Source organism: Pseudomonas sp. GM50 (assembly GCF_000282375.1).
GTDB lineage: Bacteria > Pseudomonadota > Gammaproteobacteria > Pseudomonadales > Pseudomonadaceae > Aquipseudomonas.
Window position 1 is genome coordinate 1 of sequence record NZ_AKJK01000066.1, and the last position, 21015, is coordinate 21015.

The window sequence follows — 21015 nt, forward strand, 5'->3', positions numbered from 1 at the left end:
CCAAGATCTTCCTAATCCATCGAATGGCGCTTAATCCAGGAGAAAAATCATGGCGAAGGTACTGGTTCTCTATTACTCAATGTACGGTCACCTCGAAACGATGGCTGGCGCAGTGGCCGAAGGCGCACGCTCCGTACCCGGCACCGACGTGACGCTCAAGCGTGTCGCTGAAACCATCCCGGCCGAACAGGCAGCAGCCATCGGCGTCAAACTTGACCAGAAGGCACCGGTGGCGACACCTGACGAGCTGGGTAATTACGATGCCATTATCTTTGGCACACCGACGCGCTTTGGCAATATGGCGGGACAGATGCGCACGTTTCTAGACCAGACCGGCGGACTTTGGATGAGCGGCGCGCTGGTCGGGAAAATCGGCAGCGTCTTTGCGTCGACCGGCACCCAGCACGGCGGCCAGGAAACCACCATCACGTCGTTCCACAGCACACTCCTGCATCAGGGGATGGTCATCGTGGGTGTGCCTTACACCTGCGCAGGGCTGACCAACATGAGCGAGATCACCGGCGGTACGCCCTATGGCGCGACCACCCTGGCAGGCGCCGACGGTAAACGGCAACCGTCACAAAATGAACTGGATATTGCACGTTTCCAGGGTAAACACGTCGCAGAGCTTGCAATAAAGATCGCGGGTTAACGCAAGCACGTAAATGGGCCCTTGCTGCAGGACAGGTGTCGAGCTTCGCTGGCCCTGGGTTTTGAGCCCCGTCAGCCAGAAACAAGGTTAGAGTGTTCATCCATGTCTGTTCATAAGGCCCCTCCACTCGATTCGCGTAGTCGCGCCAAGCGGCTCCAGCGAACGAACAGGGCAACAAAAACCGTATATCAATCGTTATGTGAAGAATGAATCGTCCGCTGTTTGTTTCTCTAGATGGGCCCAAGGGAGCCGGCAAAACCACACTGTTGGAGGCCGTTACGAAAGTACTGAGGGCAGACAACAAAAAGGTGATCCGACTTTGCGAGAGTAAAAGCGATCCCTATAGGGGTGAAACAATGGCCCTCGTTAACAAACTCGTCAGAAATCCCTCCCGGGATTTGGAGTTGGAGGTTTGTGAGCGCTTTGCTGATAGCCGCACCTGGATTTCACAGCACGTGCTGGCTAAACAGCCACCAGGCAGCATCATCTTGATCGATCGCTGGTACCCGTCTGATGCCGCGTTTCGCCGGATCGTCCCGTTTGCAGAGATTCTGCAGTTGAATATTGATCGAAACGTGCGAGTGCCAGACCTGCATGTCGGGGTTGTCACCGCCCCTGAAATTTCATGGGCGAGGGCCGCGGCACGACGGCGTGGGCTGAGCAGTACCGTGATCCATAAGCTGGAAGAACATGTCGCTTGTACCAAGGCATTCGAGCGAGCGATTGCAGATCACGGCTGGGTTTTATGCCGTAATGAAGGAACGATCGAAGACGCGACGATGCAGGTGATTTCTGAGATATATAGAGTCCAGGCGAAGTTCGCTGCGCCGGTCTTGATGCGGTTGAGATAGCCGTAGATATAGATCGTCGGCAAGCCGCGAGGTCACCGTTAGCCGGTAATAATTCCATTTGTGGGACCTGCAAATGGGAAAAACATGCCTTTTAAGCAATTTGAGGCAAAAAGCACGATCCGTTTCTGGGACGATGTGGGTAGTTTATAAATGCACTAAAAATACTCCATGCGGGAATGTTATGCTGCCACTTAATTATTTATGTTGGTTGCCGAGTCGTATTTCATTAGAGCCCTTGGGCACGCTTGAGCAATCCCATGACTTAAAGCCGGGTGCTTGCAAGGTATTACAGCGCTATTACTCTTTACAGTCCGTTGGGATGTCTTCCAGAACACACGCAGAGATGCTTGTGGATACGCTGTGCGCGCTGATCATTGCAAACCCTCATGTGAAAGAAGTCAAAGGGTGCCTGGTGTATGCCAAGACCCAAACGCATAACACATTCTTTGATAATCATTGGCTGGAGGATGTTGCCGAGGCGTGCGGGATAGGGCACTGGGAAGTACTCAGCGTCAGCTTGAACCATTGCTCGTCTGCCTTATCGGCGATTCACTTATTTAAAAACAGATTGATTAAGCGCGGCGAGCCAATGCTCCTTCTTACGGGAGAGAAGGCTTTTCATAGTGCTGTTAATCGACTGGATAATAGCGTATTGGCCGAAATACCGGCGGCGATGCTGCTGAATGCGGGGCCTGGTCAATGGAATTTGAAGCATACCGCCGTAAGGCACGTGTCCTCTTTTTATGACAATCACCGGCAGGAGTCTGCTGTCCGCCGGCGTGAGTTATATGCGTCGCTGGAGCAGGAGTATCATGATTTTTATCTGTACGCGCTGGATAAATTCAATGTTCCAGCTGAAAGCATCGACGCCATCGTTCCATGCAATCTGGATCTGCCGATGCTTAAAAGAGTCGCCGATAAATTAAATTTCAAAGGCATCATGTTTACCGAGCATATTGCCGAATATGGGCACGCTTATTGTTCGGACGTTTTATTTAACTTGTCTGCCCTGTTGAAAAATTTTACAGGCAAAAGAATCCTCTGCCTCACCATGGGCATGGGCGTTACGCTTTCATGCGTTTTAATTGAAAAAAATAGCGAGGTTGTACATGTCAAGTCTTCTGTCGGCGGTGAATGAAGCGCTCAACGATATTATGTCTTCGGCCGTGTCGGTCAATCTGGAAACGGATTTCAACGAAGACCTGGATTTGGATTCGGTGTTGTTTGTGCAGTTTTTATTGACACTCGAAGAAAAAATCCCTGGGTTAATGTTTGAGCCTGATCAAATCGATCAGGATGCATTTACCACGGTCGGCAAGTTGATCAGTTGGATTGAGCAGCACCTGCAGTTGGAGAACTCATATGCCTGATGGTCCGTTTAACAGAATTTATCAGCTGTTTGCGGGCAATGAGCCCGCAGAAGCCGTACGGCTATTGCGTCTTGAATCGCCCGATCAGACCAGGCGGGTGCTCAGCCAAGGCTATCAACTCGTGCCGGACGAGCGAGAGGTCACGGCCGGTCAACCACCGCAGGCGGATCGGGTGCTTGCCTCTCTTGGCCTGGATCTTCAATACCTGGGAGGGGAGCAGGCGATAGCCGCCGATGACACCCCACTCATTGTCTCCGTCGCCGCCCGTTTGGGGCTGTTGATGCGCATGTTGGGCATGAGTTGGACGCATTTGTCCGCACGCCGGAGTTTTGGGGTGAAAACCACCCGGCATCAGCTGATTAAAACCGAGTTTGCGGATGTGAGCAGTCAGTGCAGCCAGCTGGTGTTGCAATGGGAAATGCGCATCGCGGCGCAGGATTTTCAGGACGCTGAAGAAGACCATTGGCAGATCACCCTGCTGACCAACAGAGCGGAAAAATTGATGGGAGGCCATGGCTATCTGCTTGGCGCGACGCACACGCTGTCTTATCTCTCGATGATGATTTATAGCCTGTATGGCAAAACGACGAGGCATTACGCCATGCGGCGCGATGCCGTGGGGGAGGGGGCGTGAACACATCACCGGGCTTGGTTCTGTCGCAACGCCAGGGGGCAGGCCGGGATATTGCGGATCTACTGAAGCTTGCCTGGCCAATGATTGTCGTTGCCGTCGCGGTGTCTTTTTCACAAAACACCCAGACCGCTATTCTGGGACATGGCGCTGAGACAACGTCGATTTACTGGTTGTCGATGATCCAGCCGTTCAGCTTTTTGTTCCTGGCGATTCTCGAATGCCTGGCTATCAGTAACCAGGTATTCAGCGCCAGGTCTTTGAACCTTTGGTCAAAACAGAAAGTGCTGACGGCAACGTCCATTTTATCCGTGCTGGGCGTGATGGTTGTGGCCTTGCTCAGTGGGACGATCGCACTCTCTTCGCCTTGGCTCGAGAAGCTGCTTCCCGTGTCGGGTGGGAGCTTTTATCAAGAGGCACTTCCGCTCTACTTCCTTTCGATGTTGCCGTTCATTCACCTGGAAATGTGTAACAGCGCCCTGCGAGGGCAGGGCAAGAGCGCGTTGAGCATGTTTCTTGTGATTGCCTATATCGTCCTGAACGCCGGTATTTGCTACACCAGCTACCACGTGTACGGTTTGGGCTTCTACTCCATTATCGTGGCAAATGCCTTGGCGTCCGGCCTGCTGATCCCGGTTGCAACATGGCTGGTATGGCGTGTCGGTCGCCAGCAGCAGGACGATCGTCCGCAAGCGTTCATTGCCCGATTAAAAGGCTTGCTCCAGCAGGTTGGCTTGCCGATCTTCGCGTCTTTTATCGTGGTGTTTTTCAGTTCGCTGCTGGTGTTTCCCTTGATTGGAACACTGGGTGAACAATATGTCGCCGCGTTCCTGATCATTACCAAGATCAGGATGTTTATTGTTATTCCCGCCGTGGCGTGCGGCTCTGCACTGGCGATATTGATAAACCAACGTTTGACGATCAGTAGCGGTGAGGAATTGAAACGGCTCCTGCATCGTGGGCTGATGTTTATTGGGGGGCTTTATCTTGTGCTCACCGTCGGGGTCTACTTTAGTGAAGAAGCGTTGATCGGCATTCTTACAGGTGACGGGACGACCAGGGCAGCCAGTGGACAGATGATGCTGATTTTATTACCGACGTTCTTCCTCACGGCGTTTGTAGCGTCTCTGCAAGCGTTACTTGAGCAACTTGATCAGGCGCGTCGTGTATTGATTTTGACGGTGATCATCGAGTTGCTCATGGTGATCGTTTTGTTGGCCGGCTGGGATCGTTTCTCTAATTTGAACGCGATCATGAGCATCATCATTATGTTCAGTACTATTAACTTTTTGGCATTTGCCAACGAGTACTGGCGGCTCGCGAATAAAATTGGGAATGAGCATGTTCTTTAGTGTCATCTATCCTCTGTTGCTGATCGTTTCGCTGATCCACCAAAATTACTTTCGCGTGCTGGTGGTGATGCGGCTTCGGCCTTCATTGTTAATGAAGGCCCGAATCAGGCCAACGACTCACTATGTCCGCGTGTGCCGTTTGATAAGGATGTTCGACCTCTATTCGTTGGACATGATGTCTTCTTATCTTTCAGCGCTGTATGCATTGCACCTGTTTGAAAAAACCCGACCGTTGCCCTATAAGCCCGCAGAGATGATGCTGCTCAGCCAGTGTCGGCAGGAAAATTTCACCTGGCGGCACACCTTCGTGAAAATGTTTATTTACCCTCAATCAGCGCAGCAAACAGAGAAAGTATTGCTGCTGCATGGCTGGGATGGGCGAAGCATCATGCTCAGGCACCTTGCCCAGCGTTTACAGGCAAAGGGTTACACCGTCTTTGCACCTGACCTGCCGGCACATGGCGTGTCCCCGGGTAAGGGCGTGTCTTTTTACGATCTCTCCAGGGCAGTCATCGATATCGAGCGACAATACGGTCCTTTCTCAGTGGTTATCGGGCATTCGTCCGGCGGATTGGTAGGCTGCATGGCCGCATTACAAGGACTGTTTTTCAAAAGAATGATCTTGATCAGCAGTCCTTGCAGCTTCGGCGAAGTGCTGGATAACTATGTTCTCAGTAATAAACTACCTCGGCATATTGCAACGTCGATGAAAAAGCTCTATCAGCTACGTTATGGCGTGCACCCTGATAAAATCGGGCCCGAATTGATCGCAAAAATTAAACAGCCTGTACTGATATTGCATGACAAGGGAGATGTGAGCATCGATTTGGAAGAAGCCATGGTACTTAACCATGTTCTGGACAAAAGCAAACTGATTGTAACCGAAGGCAAGGGGCACAATGGTGCCTTGCGCGATGCCACGGTGTTTAGCCGTATTTCTAAATTCCTGGACAATACAGCGCAGGAAGATTGTTTTGCGATGGTTGATCCCGTACTGCGCTTGCGCACCACCATTAAGATAGGTATCAAGCGTTCAAAGCGTAAGCCTTATGTTCGTTGATCGCGAGTGGCAACCAGGATAACTGAGTGTCACCTCTGCATTTTCCTGCCTTCCCCTCAAGCACTCGCCACTCTTATTCAGCCGAGTTTGACTATCGCCTCAACTGTCGCTTCTGCTTTTTTCCGGCAATAGGGAGCTGCAGCTGCACAGTGATGCTGATTCTTTCATGCCTTATCGATTGTACGAGCGACCTGAGGTTCGTGCGTATTCAGCGGGCGTTTATTGATTATAATGAGTTGATGTTGTTGAGCAGCATGTTGCGTGAGAAACCATTCCTTTGCATGCCAAAGATAAAGTCATACTCAGAAGATTCTTTCTTTGCTTTCTGCCGGGTCGACTTCATTACGTATTGTTTGAATTTTAGCGGTGTTTCATTATAGGTTTTACTGAAGCTTCGAGAGAAATGCGGCAGGGAGGAAAAACCGCAGGCGTAGCTGATATCAGTCAATGACCATTCCGGCGCCAGATGAATAAACTCCTTTGCCAGTGCCAATCGGACTCTCCACATCCACTTTATCGGCGTTACGTCGTAAAACAGGTTGAACATTCGACAAATATCAAACCGGGTTTTACCACAGATTTTCTCCAGGTCATCCAAGGTGATCTCCTCTGAAATATTCTCTACGATGTAGTTTATCACTGTGACAATGCACAGCGCTTTTTCTGTATGTGCATGTTTGCTATAGATCTCAAAGTGACGTTTATACAGGTCGTCCATTATTTTTTGTGTAAAGAGGGTCTTTTCAGCATTCGAGATTTTAAGATCCCACATACAGACTCCGTTCTGCAGCGCTTAATGGCGAAGATTTTTATTTTTGGGATAGGCTTTTGACTCACTCATGAATAGGCAATTGCTATGCCAGTTTTTTAGCGGCTTCAAGTACTTGTTTGTTAAGTATTTTTTAGGACTTTCTCGATTTAGGGAAAGTGGAATCCCATTTTCGAAAAGTTTTTTCACAGGCTGTTATCTTGCGTCCCATTATTGGGATTTCTGATTCTCGTGCGGTTTGTCCATAGAAATCAGCTAATAAGAAGTGCACGTTTTACTGTCGTTCCGAAAATGAGACGCCCCACCACTGACATCAAGCCGCTCACGTGCTGTCTTTATAATTTATACTTAAATATCAAATGGTTAGATGCATTTTTTATTTTGGCACGGAATGTGCTTTGTGTTACTCAGGTTGTTAACATTGGTATTACTATGGATATCTCGATCCCGCAGCCGGGAAATAAACGCGTACTGAAAAAGCACAGCAAGGCCATTGCGAGTGGCGTCTTTTTGCTGGTGCTGTTGCTGATTATCTATAACTACCGGTTCTCGCCTTACCAGGTTGCTCGTAGCAGCGTCACGGTTGCCGAGGTCAAGTACGGTGATTTCGCCGTTGAGGTACGGGGCAATGGAGTACTTTTACCTTGGGACATCAACTGGGTCGCGGCGAACGTTGACGCTCGGGTGGAGGAAGTCATTTATAAGGCCGGGATGAAAGTCAGCAAGGGAGAGTTACTGGTTGTCATGAGTAATCCGACGCTGGAACAGCGACTTCAGGAGAACCAGCTGGAACTTAACGCACGCCGGGCGGAAACCGAGGCCAAAAATGCAGAACTGCAAAATAAGATTCTCAATCAAGAGGCGTTAATGATGGACGCGAAGAGTCGATTACTTGGATCTGCACTGCGTCTTGCTGCCCAGAAAAAATACATTTTGGCCGTGCCAAGGCTGGAATATGAAACCACGCGCATTCTGACTGAACAGTATACTCAGCAGGTCAGCTTTGAAGAGCGTCGGTTAAAGACACTTAAACTCAGCGTCCAAGCGGATATAAAGGCCAACTTTATGCGCCTTAACAAAATCGAGTCACAGGTTGCACTCAGTCAGCAGGAGGTAGATTCGCTCAAGGTTAAATCGCCGATAGATGGTATTTTGCAGGATGTGAAAGTCCAGGTCGGACAGCGGGTAACGGTAGGCAGTGATATTGCCCGCCTTGCCAAAGAAAAAGAGCTGTATGCCGAACTCAAAGTGCCCGAATTGCAGTCGCGCGATCTCGCGGTCGGGCAGGCCGTCACGATCAACACAGGGCGCAGCCGGTTTACCGGTGTGTTATCCAGGGTCGATCCCGCGGTGACCAACGGTACGGTCAAGGTGGATGTGACGTTCAATCAGCCGCTGCCACAAGAGGCACGTCCTGATCTGAGTGTCGACGGATTGATCGCGGTGACGAAAATCAATAATTCGTTGTATGTCGAGCGCCCGCCATTCGCGCAGAATAACTTGCCCTCTATGCTCTACCGGCTGGATGAAAAAGATCGTTCAGCGACCAAAATGAAAGTGGATTTTGGGCAGGGTTCTGCTGACTACATTCAGATCACCAGCGGGCTTAAAGCTGGCGACAAAATAATTCTCACTGACAGCACCGCCTGGCAGGGTGCCGATCAGATTGAAATTGCCAACTGATGCAGCTCGCGCCGGCTACCGGAACAATGCCCTGGAGACAGTAATGATGGAACCTTTGGTAGAACTGACTGACGTAAACAAAATTTTCCTGACCGATGAAATCGAAACCCATGCGCTCAGCAAAATCACGCTCACCATTTCCAAGGGCGAGTACGTGGCCATATCGGGGCCCTCGGGCTGTGGGAAATCGACTCTGCTCTCAGTCCTGGGGTTGCTGGATACGGCTTCGAGCGGCACTTATCAGTTGGCCGGTCACAATGTCGACAATATTTCCAAGAAGCAGCGTGCGCAGGTGCGCAATCGGGACATCGGCTTCATCTTTCAGTCGTTCAACCTCATCAGTGATCTAACGATCGAAGAAAATGTCGCGCTGCCACTGACCTACCGCAGTGATATTTCCAAATCCGAACGCCAACAGCGGGTCGCCGAGGCCTTGGACAAGGTCAATATGTCCCACCGTAGCCGTCACTATCCTTCACAACTCTCCGGCGGTCAGCAGCAGCGCGTCGCGGTAGCTCGGGCCATCGTGGGTAATCCGTCCATCCTTCTGGCGGACGAACCCACCGGTAACCTGGATTCGCACAACGCAGAAGCGGTATTGAATATCCTCGATAAGTTGCATCAGGAAGGTGCCACGATCTGCATCGTGACCCACGATCCTCGTTCGGCTGAGCGTGCACAGCGCAGTATTGTCCTGTCTGACGGAAAGGTCGTCGGCGATGGGGAACAGGCGCGACAACTGACTCTGGTGAAGGAAGCATAAGATGCTTTTTGATATTCGCTATGCCTTGCGTTTACTCCTGAAAAGCCCCGGCTTCACTTTTGTTACCGTGCTGATCATGTCCTGTGGATTGGCACTGACCCTGTATATGTTTTCGGTGATCAATACCATCATGTTCACTCCGCTTCCTTATCCGGACGGAAAAAGCATGGTGCTGGTCAATCCGACCGTGAATGGTGTCAGCCTGAGTGATTCCGGGCTGAACTTCATGGACTACAGCGATATCAAGGCGCGCTCTACCCAGTTTGAGGATATGGGCTATTTCTACGCCGAGCGCGCGGATATCAGTGATGGCAGCAAGGCTGTTTCCTATATGGCCATCAGAAACACCTCGGAACTGTTCTCGTATGCAGCTGTTCAGCCATTTCGAGGGCGTGTGCTGAATCAAGAGGACGTTCAGTCGGGGGCTGAGCCTGTCGCGGTGATCAGCTATGCAATGTGGCAAAACTACTTCGCTTCCGATGCGCAACTCATTGGCCGCGATATCAGAATCAACGGCGTACATACCCGCATCGTCGGCATCATGCCGCAAAATTTTGCCTTCCCCTTCTTCCATGACCTGTGGCTGCCTTCTCAGCTTGAACCCTTGCAGTACCTGGAGCGTAAAGGCGCTCCGGAAGTGTCGGTGTATGCGCGTTTGAAGCCCGGTGTGACCCTGGCGGATGCCAATCGCGACCTCAATAGAGTGATGCAGTCACTGGCGCTGGAGTACCCGGAAAGTAATAAAGGGCTTTCCGCTCAGGTATTGACGTTCCAGGAAAACTTTATGGGTGAGGAGACCACGCCAATCTTTATCGTCATGCTGTTTGCCGTCTGTTTTGTGCTGCTACTGGCTTGCTGCAATGTCGGAAATTTATTGCTGGCAAGAACGACTGAGCGCTCCAAAGAGATCGCGATCCGGGTCGCGCTGGGGTCTCCCGCAGGCCGCCTGGTAATGCAAATGATGCTGGAAAGCTTATTTATCTGTTTTCTGTCCGGTGTCGTGGCGATCTTGCTGGCTGCATGGGGGCTGGAGATAACCAATACGATACTGCCTGGTTTCGTACCCAATAAAATTCCTTTCTGGTGGCAGCTGTCACTCGATAATGTGTTGGTCCTCAACGCCCTTGTCCTGGTGATCATCACGGCGGTGCTCACCAGTGCATTGCCGGCCTGGAAAATCGTCCATGGCAATTTCAATGATGTGCTGCGTGATGGCACCCGTGGTGCGCAGAGCCGTGGTGCAGGTCGGGTTTCGCGGATCCTGGTTATCTTTGAAGTGGGGCTCTCCTGCTCAATTCTGTGTATCAGTGCGCTGTTCGCATTATTGGTCTACCAGGCGACCCGCGCTGATTACGGTGTCGACACCAGTAATTACCTGACCGCGCAAATCCACCTTAACGCTAACAATTACCCTGATGATGCAAGCCGTATCCTGTTTTACCAACGCCTGCAGGACGCTGCCGCTGCGATTCCCGGGGTTGAAAACGCAGCATTGACCACCAGTGCCGTGGGGCAGTTCACCGTGCCGCGCCAGGTGGATGTAGACTCGTCGACCAACAACAGGAACGAGCGCTGGTCTTACCCGATGGTCAATGATGTGCAGGTCATGCCGGGCAGCCTGTCGGCGATGGGTATTACCCCCATGGCGGGCAGGGAGTTCGCCCACGGCGATACTCAGGACTCACAACAGGTGGTCGTTGTCAGCCAGTCCTTTGCCGAACAGTTCTGGCCGGGAGAGCGTGATGTGATTGGCAAGCGCCTGCGTTTTCGCGATACCGATGACCAACGCTGGTACAACGTAGTAGGCGTGGTGCCCAGCGTTATTCATGGACGGCCTTTCAGCGCATTCCGCCACCGCGCCACGGTGTACCGCTCTCTGGAGCAGCAACCCGCGCCCTCATTGATGCTGGTGCTGCGAGCCCCGCGTCCTGAAACGGTCGGGCCCGCCCTGATCAACGCGGTCCGTCAGGTGGACAGCAATCTTTCCGTCAATCAGATCCAGACGTTGAATGAACGCCTGGCCCGTAATACGGCTGGCTTGCATTTTATTGCCAATCTTTTCATGTTGTTCGGCCTGGTGGCGATGATACTGGCTGCAACGGGTATTTATGCGGTGATGTGCAACTTGATTAATCAGCGTACCCAGGAAATTGGCTTACGGATGGCCATGGGAGCCACTGAAAGTAATTTGTTACGTATGCTTATGATCCAGGGCGGCAAGCAGTTATTGATCGGCCTTATCATCGGCTTGCCTCTGGCATTCTTTGTAGCTCCCAAACTGACGCACGTTCTGGGTAACGGAAACACTCCTTTTGTGCTCCTGTTCTGGATGGTGGCGCTGATGATTACGCTGGTTGTGGCGCTGGCGGTCTGGCTTCCTTCCCGACGGGCAACCAATATGTCGCCCGCCGACGCGATTCGTTATGAATAAACGACCGCCGTGCTCCCCGGGCACGGCGCTCTAAGCAGGATGCTTAAATGAACGATAAAAAACATATCCTTGTGATAGACGATGACGCGGGAATCCTGACCAGCCTCGATATCTTATTGCGCATGCAAGGGTACGACGTGACCGTGGAAACCCAGGCCGATCGCCTGCTTGCACATTTGTCCGCCAGGCCTGTCGATCTGGTATTGATGGACATGAACTTTCAGAAAGACACCACGTCAGGCCTGGAAGGGTTGCAGTTGCTGGCCGAGATGAAGAAGTTCGATGATTGCTTGCCGGCTGTCGCGATGACGGGGTGGGGAAGTGTCGACATCATTGTCAACGCCATGCGGGGAGGGGCGGCCGATTTCATTCAAAAGCCTTGGGATAACGAGCGTTTGCTGAGCATCGTTCAGCAGCAGATTGCCATGAGTCAGGCGCGTCGTTCAGGCAATTGCCTGCGCGAAGAAAACAAGCTGCTCAAACTGGCGCTCGAAGATGATATGGACAGCGAATGGGTTGTCCGCTCACCGGCGATGAAACGCCTGATCAGCCTGGTTGAAAAGGTGGCGGTGACCGATACAAGCGTTCTGATCCTGGGAGAAAATGGCACCGGTAAAAGCCTGCTCGCACGTTATATCCACCAGATTTCCTCGCGCTCCGAACACAGTATCGTCGAAGTGAATATGGGGTGTATTAACGAGCAGTTATTTGAAAGCGAGATGTTTGGCCACGTAAAAGGCGCCTTTACCGACGCTCGGGAGAACCGTATCGGCCGCTTTGAATTGGCGGACAAGGGGACGCTGTTTCTCGATGAAATCGGTAACTTGCCCCTGACACAGCAAATGAAACTGTTACGGGTGCTGGAAGAGCGGCAGTTTGAGCGCGTCGGATCTTCGCGCACCCAGACCACTCAATGCAGGATCATCGCCGCCACCAATTCCGACCTGGACAGGGCTGTGGCAGAGGGGCGGTTCCGTCAGGACCTGCTGTACCGCATGAACCTGATTCAAATCCAGCTGCCACCGCTTCGCGAACGGCTGGAAGATATCGAGCCGCTGACTGAGCGCTTCCTGAAACGTTTTGCGCGTAAATACAACAAACCCCGGCCGGTGTTATTGCCGCAGGCACGCCAGGGGCTGCTGGATTATTCATGGCCTGGGAATATCCGGGAGCTTAGTCACCTGTTGGAGCGCGCCGTGTTGCTGTGTCGCGCCAATGTGATTGATCCGGAAGACCTCTGCCTGCCGTTTTCGGTGTCATCCCAGAGCGAAGTGCGTCCGGTCAACGAATCGTCTTTAGGATTGACGGACGCCTGCACCCTGGCCGAAGCCGAAGAAACCTTACTGTTACAGCGCCTGCGTCAGTATGACGGCAATGCGGTCAAGGCCGCGGAATCGCTGGGGCTGAGCCGCAGCGCTTTTTATCGCCGGCTCGAAAAACTAAAAATCTGCCATGAGTAAATTTTTTCATTCTTTTGAAATACGTCACCTGCTGCTGTGCAGTCTGGCGCCGATAGGCGCCATTATTGCCTACCTGCTGCTTTGGGTTTTTCCGCACCAGTCCATTTACCTCAAGTTTTTCACCCTGTTTGTTCTGTGTGTAACGATGGTTTATTTCTGCTATCACTTTTTTCAGCAGTTGATTTACAAAATCAACGTCATATCCAATTTGCTGGAAGCGGTAGAGCAGGAAGATTTCAGCCTGCGTGGGGTGACCAGCGGGGCGGGGGCTTTCGAGGGCGTCATTGAGCAAATCAATGACATTTCCAGCCAATTGTCGCGCCACCGCCAACAGCAGCGGGAGATGGATTTCCTGCTGCAAAAAGTGATCTCCAATATCACGGTTGCCATCTATGCCCTGGACGGCAGTCATCGGCTGATCTGGTGCAATAGCGCAGCCTCGCGCATGTTGGGCACATCATTGGATAAGTTGATTGGCGATACAGCCAGCGCCTGGCAACTGGATAATCTTTTGCACAATGCCAACACGGAGCACCCTGTCGTGTCCGATCATGAAGGGCGACCGGGCCGGTACAAAGTAACCAGTGACACCTACATGGTGGATGGTGTCCAGAATGTGCTGTTGTTCGTCAGTGATGTTGACGACATGTTGCGTCAGGAAGAGCAGAAAGCCTGGCAAGATTTGTTGCGTGTGATAAGCCACGAAATCAACAACTCCCTCAGCCCCATCGCCTCCATCAGTCAAATGCTGCAACAACACTACCGGCATCATTCTGACAACCTGCCCCCCGGTTTTACCGAGGGCATCGATCTGATTAACCGGCGGGCACGCGAGCTGATCGCGTTTATCAGCAGCTACCGGCAGTTGAGCAAACTGGCGCCGGCACTGAAGGAACGCGTGGATTTGACTGCCCTGGTGGCTGAGCTGCCGCTGCTGTTCTCTCACCGTGTGATTACCCTGAACGGGCCGCGTCCGTTGATGGCCAGCCTCGACCGGGTACAGATCCATCAGTTGTTGATCAACTTGATCAAGAATGCCGATGAGTCGATGGGCAGCAGCGCTGACAGTATCGATATCGAGTGGGCTGAGGAAAAGGGGCGCTTACTGATCACCATCCTTGATCGGGGAGTGGGGCTGACTAATCCGAAGAATCTGTTCGTGCCTTTCTATACCACCAAACCCAATGGCACCGGCATCGGCCTGATCCTGTGCCGGCAAATTGCTGAAAGCCACGGCGGTTACTTGTCTCTGGAGAATCGCCATGAGCAGACCGGTTGCAAAGTCACCATCAATTTACCGCTGCAATCCCCTGCCTGAGTTGATCGAAGGCAGGGGTGTCTGCCTGCTGCAGCACTTTAATGATGCGCTGCCGGATATGACGGTTCGCCAACGCGCGCAACGTTGGTTGCATCAGGTGCTGGCGGCCTACTTGGCGATCCCGGTTGATCAAGTGCGTATCGCCAGAACCTCTACCGGTAAACCTTGGCTGCCGGAGTACACCTGGCTGCGCTTTAACTTGAGCCACAGCGCTCATTCGGCCGCCATCGCCCTGTGCCGGGAGTATGAGGTCGGGGTCGATCTGGAACAAATCAGCGGAAAGGTTTCGGTAAAAAAAGCCATCGCCCAACGCTTTTTCCACGCGGATGAGCAACGCTGGCTGGCGCTTGACGAAGCCAACTACCTCACTCGCTTTACGCAGCTTTGGAGTATGAAGGAAGCCTGGCTGAAAGCCCGGGGTACGGGGCTGACTCAACCGCTTCGCAGTTTTTGCGTCATCCCACAGGCGGGCGCGAGCGGGGTGGCGCAGGTCATGGTCGTCCCCCCCGTCAGTATTGGGCAGATTCATTATTGCCAGGTGCAAGGGGAGGGGCGTTTTTGTCTGGCTTATGGTGCGATCCCTGGCTCGCAGCAACCGTCAGTTCAATGGCAGCTAGGTTGCCATCAAACTGAGAGTCGCCTGTTCACCACTGCCGTTTACGAACAATCAGAGGTTGAAATTTCGCTGGCGAAAGAACCCGTGGCGCCGGTATCGACCTGAGCCGATGGGCTGACAGACATCCGTGCGCCGGCAGACAGGCTGCCGTTGATCCGGGGTATGTGGCACAGGGATGACTCCGCTCCCATGCTCATGCGCACATTCGCCACATCCGCAGTGAAGGGCAGTGGTTTTTTGTTGAAGGTGCCGCCCATTGCCAGGTCAAGCACCAGCTCACCCGTCTTGCCCTCGATCTGGATGTCTGTGCCCATGCTGCCGGCAACCGCCAGTCTGGATTGATCGACGGCACACGCAGGTGCCACGATTTTCACCCCTGCTTTTCCTGTCAGCCCCGTCAGTGGCGCGCTGGTATATAGCGTGATATCCAGCGTACGGGAGACGATGCGGTCATTTTCCGCTGCGTCATTCACGAGCAATAATGCCTTATTGTCTGTCGTCACCTGGAGCTTGTTCAGCGTATCGGCAGAGCCTGAGACCACCATCGATGACGTTGCAGCGCATTTGATCGACAGGTTGATGCCCTGTCGGACTTCAACGCTGCTGAAGGCGCTCAGCGGAAAGGTTTTTTCTGCGGCCAGTGCAGCGTAACTGGTCGTGCTGGCCAGCAGCGCAAGCATCAGCTTCATCGTGTTCATGTTGTTCATGTTGTTCATGTTGTTCATGTTGTTCATGTTGTTCATGTTGTTCATGCAACCTCCTTTTTTCACAGTAATGTCGCGAGTGTACGTAGCGTTGTTTCAACACTGTCCTGAGGCATGCCAAAATCCACCAGCCCCGCCACTTCGTCGATGCCCTCTCGCTTGAGCTCTTTCAGTTGCTCCAGGCACTCTGCGGCGGAGCCAAACAAACCGTAGTGGTTGAGGTACTTTTCCACTCCCCATTTGAGCGCGTAGGCCTGCTTTTTGTCAGTGCTCTGCTGATCAAGCGCAGAAGGTTCATTGAGGTTGTCAGAGAGCTGCATAAACGCGCGCAAGTAGCCCGTCAGGGCCGGTCGCAGACGTGGCAGCAGCGCTTCCCGATCCTCTCCGGCCTGGGTATGCATCATCAGCGTGACCTTGCCGGCCGCCGGATCCAGCCCGGCCTCGTGGCGTGCAAGGCGATAGCTGGCGCAGTTTTCCCGCAGCTGTTCACGGGTTTGTGCAATGAGGTGCGTCAGCACATTCAGGCCGCGTTTTCCGGCCTCGCTGAATAACAAGGGATTGCTCCCCGTCGTGACCCAAACGGGAATGGCGGCTTGATAGGCGGGCGGCCAGGTTTGCAACGTGACCGGTTCCGGACGTCCCGGCAGGGACAGTTCGTGACGCGTCACGGACTCGCCGCGCCACAGCGACTGAATCTGCTCCAAAGAGGAGAAGAGGACCTCATGACGCTGACGGTAATTTTGCGCCTTGAGCACAAAATCATTACGTTGCCAGCCTGCAGAAAACGCTACGCCGACCCGGCCGCGAGAGAGGTTATCCACCAGCGCCCACTCTTCAGCAACGCGTAGCGGATCATGCAAGGGGAGCACCACGCTGCCTGCACGGATCGCGATACGCTGTGTACTGGCGGCCAGCGCGGCGCTGACGACGGAGGGATTGGGAAACATCCCACCGAAAGTGTGGAAGTGTCGTTCAGGCGTCCAGATAGCATGAAAGTTGAGCTCATCCACCAGCCTGGCGGTGCTCAGCAACTGTTCATACTTTTCTGCAAAGCTGTCCCGGGCCACGTCCGAAAAACAAAACACGCTGAGTTGCGGGATGGCATCTCCCGCCAAGTTAGGCGATGCATTCATGCTGAGTGACCCTGTCCACGGATTCGATGGTGAAACAGATAGCGCCTCTGGGCATCACATTCAGCCCATAAAGCGGCGTGAGCGCGGCGGGCGGGGTCGAAGGTGCCAGGGCGAAGTGGCAATGGCTGCACAGTGTTTCAATGGCCGTGGTGAGTTGGTCCAGTGCGAGCGCCATGCCTACGCAGTTGCGTTTACCCACGCTGAAGGGCACAAAGTGCTCGCGTGCAATTTTCCGGCCTTCAAGAAAACGTTCTGGCCTGAAACTCAGGGGCTCGGACCAATAAGCCGCATTGCGATGGACCAGCCAGGGTGAAAACAGCACTTTGGTTCCGGCCGGCACGCTGACGCCGTCGATCTCCACCGGGGCCAGGGTGCCGCGCTCGAAAAACGCCGTAACCGGGGTCATGCGCAGCGATTCCTTGACGATGGCGCTGGCCATGTCGCGCGTCCCGTGGCGGGCCTCTTCACGCACCTGGTTCTGGTAATGCGGGTGTTGTGACAGGTGGGTCAGGCACCACAGCAGCGCGATACCGGTGTTATCCACGCTGGCGACCAAATTGCCCAGCAACATGCTGATCGCCCGTTCCCGTTCCTGCGGATTGGCCTTGATATCGAGCGCCTGGCAAAAGCGTTGCAGCATGTCGACGTTCCCGCCGCCGTCGCCAGTAATCAACGGCCCGATCATTGCCTCAAGTTCCTCGCGGAACGCGGCCAGGGCCGGGTGTTGGCATAACGCTGCATAATCCTCGGTCGGCTCATCGACAATCAGTTGCAGGTAGATCCTGCGAAAGTGATTGATCAGGCTATTCAGCTGCAGAGGACTGAGCGTGGAGCCGACGAATCCTTGCGCGACGCACATCAGCGCCCATTGCAGGCAGATCTCCTGCATGGAATCTTTCTCCGGGTCCTGGAGAGTGTCCACCAGCCACTGAGCGGAGTGTTGGGTGCCTTGTTTGAGCAACGCTGATTTGGGATTGACCAGCGGTGCGGTCAGTTTTCTGGCCAGGTGCCATTCTTCACCTTCCCTTGCCGTGATCAGCGACTGGCCCAGCAGTACCCGCCTGGCTGAATGGCCATTGTCGAGCTCCTTGTGAAAGCTGCTTTCGTTCTCTAGGAAAAAACGGATATGTCGAGCGCCCGCCAGCAGCAACACTTCATCCTTTTCCTCACCGATCCAGACCTTGTCCCCGTGCTGGCGAACGGCACTTTCAGCAATTTTCAGAAAGCCCAGCTGCGCAAACTTGGCCGCGGACGGCTTGACGATAGCAATAGCATTGGAGTTATTGAGCACGGACTGCCTCCGGTAAGGCGTCTGAGGTAATGGCGGCACAACCTACCCAGCCGCCCAGGCCCACCGACAGCAGCAGGGCGGGGCGCCCAGTATCCTGAGGGGCGTAGCGGTCGAGCAGTAACAGAGGGTCCGCGGTATAACAGTGCCCGCATTGGCTGAGCAGGTCGGTGGCGACCGAACGGTCGCGGTTTTCTGGATGGCGCAGCCAGGTTTGCCAGCTGAGGCGATTGATATTGTGCGGCAGCAGCCAGGCACGCTTGCGCACGTCTTCGGGGTAGGACGACAGGGCATGCTCGACGAGATGGTTGTGGGACTGATAGAAGCGTTTGGTGTCCTCGCGAGTACCGTCCAAGCCTTGCCAGAATCCGGGGTGATAAAAGCACTGGATGCCCGACACCCTGCGTTGACCTCCACCTGGTTTGAGCAGGGCGGCCACGAAGCCGTCGGCAATCATTGTGCAGCCCGGGATATAGCGCTCAGCCAGGTCAAAGTCGGCGAGCGTGTCGCCCGCCAGCAGTGCCACGCAGCGGTGCTTGCCGCTTGCCAGCAACCGTTCGGCCAGCCGCAACCCCCAGAACAAGGTGGCGCAGTTTTGCTGGTTGAGGGTCAGCAGCGGTGCATCCGCGGCGATAAAGTTTGACCGCTGCCGCAGGCCTGGCAGGTTGACGCTTTGGCGCAAGGAAGGAGAGGGCAAGCCCTGGATCAAGATGACCGCATCAATCTTCTCCCCTTCATCCAGGCTTTCACCCAGTTGCTGCAGCAAGGCATGAAAACAGCCTTCGGCGCTTTCTTCATTCGCCAGGGTTGATGCCTCCCGCATGCCGAACAGTTGGCCGAATGTTCGGGCTTCTGACGGATTGCCGCCGCGATGCGCGACGACCTCGTCGAGGGACACGCGGGCAGATGGAATGTAAGTGGCCAGGGAAGCAATGTTCATCGTGAACCCTCTTCGGCTGCGAGCCCGCACAGGCTGATCCCGTTATCATTTTCGCTGATCAGCAGATAGTCACGTTGCGGCTCCCAGAAGGTGCGCAGCGCAACGAAAGGGGCCGCGCACAGCAACTTCGGGTTGACGGCAAACGAGCGAGCGCCGGCATGCGCGGCCTCCAGTAGCCGGGCAGGGCCGATCAGGGTCAGGCGTTCCTTGGTCAACCCCAACTGCTCAACGGCGTGCGAAAGGTACTCGCTGGACCATTGCGCAAGGCGCGCGCGCCTGAACCCCCGGTAGCGCAAGCCGCGTTGCTGCTTGTTGAACAGGCAAACGCAGGCATTGTTTTCCGGTTGCAGGGCCTCCATCAGCGGCGAGAAATACATCAGGCTTTTCTGCTCGGCAATCAGCAAAAGTCCGTCCTCGTCTTTGCCGGCCAGGCAGTCATTGAGGCCGTCCAGCGCATACAGACCCGCGTCCGGTCCGCGATCGCTGATCGCCAATGCCAGGCAGGCGGAAAGTCCCAATTGATGGATGGCGGCATTCACCACCGAACTGCCCATGTGCAGGTCTGGCGTCCAATGCGCCATCAGCACCGTTTTCACCCGCGCAGGCTGGATGGTGGCCAGCCGGGGCAGCAGCACCGCGATCATATCGCTGAAGGAGGCGCGCTCCGTGCTGGTGACCCACGCCAGCGCCCGATCATCCTGCGGGCTGAGCGTCTCACCGTTGGCCCGAAAGAAATGCTGCGTATAAGAACGCCAGTGCGGGATATGGGGGTCCGACTCGGGCATGGCCGGATCAGTATGGTGAAACGACTGGAACACGATATCGGCAGGATCGAGGCAGAGTGTCACAGGCTGGTCCCTTGGGTTGCGGGCGGACGGAAGCTATTGAGCAGGTGGATGTTGCTGGTGCCCTCCATGTACTCGAACGCAAAGCTGTCGCGATAGCGCTTGCGCAGCAAGCGATCTTCCAGCCAGTCGTCGTGGTTGAGCCAATGGGGCAGGTGGCACGCGGCTTCCTCGACCAGGCGGGTGGCATTACGCTTGAGCTGGCTGGTGAGGGCATGCTGGTGCTGGCCGTTGCTGTAGCCTTCTGCCACGGCCAGCATTTGTTGGTAGATCGCATGATATTTTCGCCACAGCCGCGCGACCGAGCGCCGTGCCATGGTCGGCACGGGGCGGGTGTCGAGGGCGGTAAGCAGGCCAAATGCGGTGCCCAGCGCCATGGCTGCCACCATTGGCCGATGACGCTCGAAAACCAGGCTCAAGGAATTGAGCCCCTGCAAGAGTTCGCGGCGCTCGTGCCCCAGGATGTCGTCTTCCTGGACGCGATAATCCTTGAACGTCAAGCGCGTTAAACCGGCACCCACCAAACCGACGGTGCCCAGTGGCTCACGCAACAAGGCAGGCTCGGCTTCATCAGGGAACACCATGACCAATCGCTGGCTTTGTTGATAGCGCGCAAACACAAGGCCGGCGCTTGCCAGCATGGCGCCCCCGATCAGCTTTTTGGTGCCGTTGAGCCGCCAGCCCTGTTCACTGTGCGTGAGCTCAGTGGAGATAGCCCCGGCATCTGAACCTATTTCGGGTTCCGTGACGGCAAAGAATGTCCAGGCCGGGCGTTCGGCAAAGCAGGCAAAAAAACGCGTCTGCTGCTGTTCATTGCCCAGGGTCAGGATGGCCCGGGTACTGAGGGACGCACCCGGCAACAGCATCATGGCGCTGGCGTCCGTTCGGCTCAGGTACTCGATGATTTGCAAGTGCCGGGGATAGCTGACATTGGAAAATGCCGGCGTTTCCCAGGGATTGAACCGTGAAGGTATGCCGATACAGGCGAGGCTTCTGAGCTCCGGGTCATCCAGATAGGCGATCGCCAGTTGGAGGTTGTTTTCCTCGAGCTGTCCGGCGGCAAGAAGTCGCTCTGACAGCGCGTAAAGTTGTGGATAGCGGCGGGTGATATCGCTCATAGGTCGTTGCGTTCGCGTAGAGGAAGAACTA

General features: G+C 54.4%; 21 protein-coding genes. 13 read left to right on the forward strand and 8 right to left on the reverse strand.

All coding sequences use genetic code 11. From position 1 onward, the window contains the following. Nucleotides 1-49 precede the first annotated feature (49 nt). From wrbA to PMI30_RS13305, 7 genes are all read left to right on the forward strand, one after another. Nucleotides 50-652 carry an NAD(P)H:quinone oxidoreductase gene (gene wrbA / locus PMI30_RS13335; protein ID WP_008010452.1) on the forward strand — a complete coding sequence of 201 codons (603 nt, stop codon included), beginning with the start codon at nucleotides 50-52 and terminating at the stop codon, nucleotides 650-652. A gap of 206 nt (nucleotides 653-858) precedes the next feature. Further along, on the forward strand, nucleotides 859-1503 hold the full coding sequence (locus PMI30_RS13330) for a dTMP kinase (RefSeq protein WP_008010454.1): 645 nt from the start codon (nucleotides 859-861) through the stop codon (nucleotides 1501-1503). Between the two features lie 181 nt (nucleotides 1504-1684). Beyond that, a complete protein-coding gene (locus PMI30_RS13325; protein ID WP_008010456.1) occupies nucleotides 1685-2641 on the forward strand; it encodes a 3-oxoacyl-[acyl-carrier-protein] synthase III C-terminal domain-containing protein in 957 nt (318 codons plus the stop codon). Then, nucleotides 2613-2873, forward strand: coding sequence for an acyl carrier protein (locus PMI30_RS13320; RefSeq protein WP_008010457.1), 261 nt, complete (start codon nucleotides 2613-2615; stop codon nucleotides 2871-2873). The genes PMI30_RS13325 and PMI30_RS13320 overlap by 29 nt, the downstream gene beginning before the upstream one ends. Beyond that, nucleotides 2866-3507, forward strand: coding sequence for a hypothetical protein (locus tag PMI30_RS13315; RefSeq protein ID WP_008010459.1), 642 nt, complete (start codon nucleotides 2866-2868; stop codon nucleotides 3505-3507). Before PMI30_RS13320 ends, PMI30_RS13315 begins: the two co-directional genes overlap by 8 nt. After that, a complete protein-coding gene (locus PMI30_RS13310; protein WP_008010461.1) occupies nucleotides 3504-4856 on the forward strand; it encodes an MATE family efflux transporter in 1353 nt (450 codons plus the stop codon). The genes PMI30_RS13315 and PMI30_RS13310 overlap by 4 nt, the downstream gene beginning before the upstream one ends. Next, a complete protein-coding gene (locus tag PMI30_RS13305; protein WP_008010462.1) occupies nucleotides 4846-5916 on the forward strand; it encodes an alpha/beta hydrolase in 1071 nt (356 codons plus the stop codon). Before PMI30_RS13310 ends, PMI30_RS13305 begins: the two co-directional genes overlap by 11 nt. 226 nt (nucleotides 5917-6142) lie before the next feature. On the opposite strand, the gene PMI30_RS13300 is transcribed toward PMI30_RS13305, so the two are convergent. Continuing rightward, nucleotides 6143-6688, reverse strand: coding sequence for a helix-turn-helix transcriptional regulator (locus tag PMI30_RS13300; protein ID WP_008010464.1), 546 nt, complete (start codon nucleotides 6686-6688; stop codon nucleotides 6143-6145). Nucleotides 6689-7117: 429 nt separating this feature from the next. On the opposite strand from PMI30_RS13300, the gene PMI30_RS13295 reads away from it, so the two are divergent. Genes PMI30_RS13295 through PMI30_RS13280 form a run of 4 tightly spaced genes read left to right on the forward strand, consistent with a single transcriptional unit; the run spans nucleotide 7118 to nucleotide 13022 of the window. Next, on the forward strand, nucleotides 7118-8368 hold the full coding sequence (locus PMI30_RS13295; RefSeq protein ID WP_008010465.1) for an efflux RND transporter periplasmic adaptor subunit: 1251 nt from the start codon (nucleotides 7118-7120) through the stop codon (nucleotides 8366-8368). Nucleotides 8369-8411: 43 nt separating this feature from the next. Beyond that, on the forward strand, nucleotides 8412-9131 hold the full coding sequence (locus tag PMI30_RS13290; protein ID WP_008010467.1) for an ABC transporter ATP-binding protein: 720 nt from the start codon (nucleotides 8412-8414) through the stop codon (nucleotides 9129-9131). 1 nt (nucleotide 9132) lies between these two features. Further along, the gene (locus tag PMI30_RS13285; protein WP_008010469.1) at nucleotides 9133-11562 is read left to right on the forward strand and encodes an ABC transporter permease; all 2430 of its coding nucleotides are present in this window, start codon (nucleotides 9133-9135) and stop codon (nucleotides 11560-11562) included. Between the two features lie 47 nt (nucleotides 11563-11609). Further along, complete coding sequence (locus PMI30_RS13280) at nucleotides 11610-13022, forward strand: sigma-54-dependent transcriptional regulator (protein ID WP_008010471.1); 1413 nt, start codon at nucleotides 11610-11612, stop codon at nucleotides 13020-13022. On the opposite strand, the gene PMI30_RS31710 is transcribed toward PMI30_RS13280, so the two are convergent. Next, the gene (locus PMI30_RS31710; RefSeq protein ID WP_238541995.1) at nucleotides 12943-13383 is read right to left on the reverse strand and encodes a hypothetical protein; all 441 of its coding nucleotides are present in this window, start codon (nucleotides 13381-13383) and stop codon (nucleotides 12943-12945) included. The genes PMI30_RS13280 and PMI30_RS31710 overlap by 80 nt on opposite strands. Between PMI30_RS31710 and PMI30_RS13275 the strand changes: the two genes are divergently transcribed. Both PMI30_RS13275 and PMI30_RS13270 read left to right on the forward strand, forming a co-directional pair. Beyond that, a complete protein-coding gene (locus PMI30_RS13275; protein WP_238541996.1) occupies nucleotides 13366-14340 on the forward strand; it encodes a sensor histidine kinase in 975 nt (324 codons plus the stop codon). The two genes, PMI30_RS31710 and PMI30_RS13275, sit on opposite strands and share 18 nt — an antisense overlap. Next, a complete protein-coding gene (locus PMI30_RS13270; protein WP_008010473.1) occupies nucleotides 14285-15061 on the forward strand; it encodes a 4'-phosphopantetheinyl transferase family protein in 777 nt (258 codons plus the stop codon). Before PMI30_RS13275 ends, PMI30_RS13270 begins: the two co-directional genes overlap by 56 nt. Here PMI30_RS13270 and PMI30_RS13265 read toward each other — a convergent pair. From PMI30_RS13265 to PMI30_RS13240, 6 genes are read right to left on the reverse strand one after another with little or no spacing between them, the layout of a single operon-like run. Beyond that, entirely contained in the window at nucleotides 14998-15708 is a 711-nt protein-coding gene (locus PMI30_RS13265; protein WP_008010474.1) for a GIN domain-containing protein, read from the reverse strand. The genes PMI30_RS13270 and PMI30_RS13265 overlap by 64 nt on opposite strands. Nucleotides 15709-15722: 14 nt before the next feature. Continuing rightward, entirely contained in the window at nucleotides 15723-16793 is a 1071-nt protein-coding gene (locus PMI30_RS13260; protein ID WP_008010475.1) for a MupA/Atu3671 family FMN-dependent luciferase-like monooxygenase, read from the reverse strand. Beyond that, nucleotides 16777-18084, reverse strand: coding sequence for a cytochrome P450 (locus PMI30_RS13255; RefSeq protein WP_008010476.1), 1308 nt, complete (start codon nucleotides 18082-18084; stop codon nucleotides 16777-16779). Before PMI30_RS13255 ends, PMI30_RS13260 begins: the two co-directional genes overlap by 17 nt. Then, nucleotides 18074-19021 (reverse strand): 3-oxoacyl-ACP synthase, encoded by a 948-nt coding sequence (locus PMI30_RS13250; protein WP_008010477.1) that lies wholly within the window; start codon nucleotides 19019-19021, stop codon nucleotides 18074-18076. The genes PMI30_RS13255 and PMI30_RS13250 overlap by 11 nt, the downstream gene beginning before the upstream one ends. Beyond that, nucleotides 19018-19869, reverse strand: coding sequence for a hypothetical protein (locus tag PMI30_RS13245; RefSeq protein ID WP_008010478.1), 852 nt, complete (start codon nucleotides 19867-19869; stop codon nucleotides 19018-19020). Before PMI30_RS13245 ends, PMI30_RS13250 begins: the two co-directional genes overlap by 4 nt. Next, nucleotides 19866-20984: an acyl-CoA dehydrogenase family protein gene (locus PMI30_RS13240; RefSeq protein ID WP_008010479.1), complete on the reverse strand. Its 1119-nt coding sequence runs from the start codon at nucleotides 20982-20984 to the stop codon at nucleotides 19866-19868. Before PMI30_RS13240 ends, PMI30_RS13245 begins: the two co-directional genes overlap by 4 nt. Nucleotides 20985-21015 lie beyond the last annotated feature (31 nt).